Raw genomic sequence first — 1,041 nt, 5'->3', positions numbered from 1 at the left:
CGCGCGGCCGCCCGTTCCGCCGCCGCCCTCGGCGCCTGAGCCCGCGGCCTCCCCCGCCCCGACGGCGGCCGCGGCCCCCGCGGCCCCGCCGGCGGTTGCCGCCCCCATGGACGCGAACCCGCCCGCACGGCGCCGGTCGCTGCCTCAGGAGCCGGTCGCCGAGCAGAGCGCCCGCACCGAGGAGGAGGCGGGGCTGCCGCTGCACACCATGCTGCCGCGCGAGGCCGTCACCCGCTTCGGACAGCCCGAGCGACGCCGGCGCTCCTCGTCCGGCGCCCCCTCGGCGCCCGCCGGGCCCGTGCCCGCCTTCCGCACCGACGACGGCACGGTGACCCCCGTCGACCGCCTCGGCTACATCGGCCGCCGCCCGTCGGCGCCCGACGAGCACCCCGACGCGCTCCTCGTGACCGTTCCCGACGAGGACCGCTCGGTCTCCCGCTCGCACGGCCGCTTCGGTGTGACGAACGGTCAGCTCTGGTACGAGGACCTGGGATCGGGCAACGGCTCGATCCTCGAGCTGCCCGACGGGCGCTCCACGACGCTCACGTCGCACCAGCGCGTGTCGCTGCCCACCGACTCCAAGCTCATCATCGGCTCGCACACCGTGCGCATCGTCGAGCACCGGGGCTGACCCACCCCCGGTCCGCACGAGGCCAGGAGCCGCGCCCGACGGGCATGAGAAAGGCCCGGGACCACGTGGTCCCGGGCCTTCTGCTCACGTCACCAGGCGAGCTCGTCGCGGTCCTTGTCGTCGCCCCGGCTGCCCGAGCGGCCGAGGGCGCCGAGGTCGGTGACGACCTCTTCCTCGTCGAGCTGCATGGCGATCAGGTCGAGCGAGTCGCGCCTCTTCTTGCGGTCGCTGCCCGCGCCCGCACCGCCGGCCATGACTCCACCGCCGGTCGCGCCGCGCGCGGCGGCGCCCGCGCCGGTCGCGCCGCCCGTGCCTGCGGCTCCGGCGCCACCGCGACCCGCGGCTCCGCCGTTGCCCAGCACGCCGCCGTGGCCTGCCTTGCCGCTGAGCCCGCCGCGCGCTCGCGGTGC

The 1,041-nt window shown here is 77.7% G+C and carries 2 protein-coding genes; one reads left to right on the top strand and one right to left on the bottom strand.

Going from position 1 to position 1,041, the window contains the following annotated elements; all coding sequences use genetic code 11:
- Positions 1–631: FHA domain-containing protein (locus tag ACYVJ0_RS13540; RefSeq protein ID WP_460818384.1), on the top strand; the 631-nt coding region annotated here is incomplete at its 5' end.
- A gap of 89 nt (positions 632–720) precedes the next feature.
- Here ACYVJ0_RS13540 and ACYVJ0_RS13535 read toward each other — a convergent pair.
- The coding region (locus ACYVJ0_RS13535; RefSeq protein ID WP_460818382.1) for a hypothetical protein at positions 721–1,041 on the bottom strand (321 nt) is incomplete at its 5' end.

It is taken from the genome of Microbacterium petrolearium (genome assembly GCF_054782875.1).
Note: the sequence above shows the minus strand (reverse complement) of the source record. Positions and strands in the feature narration are given on the sequence as shown.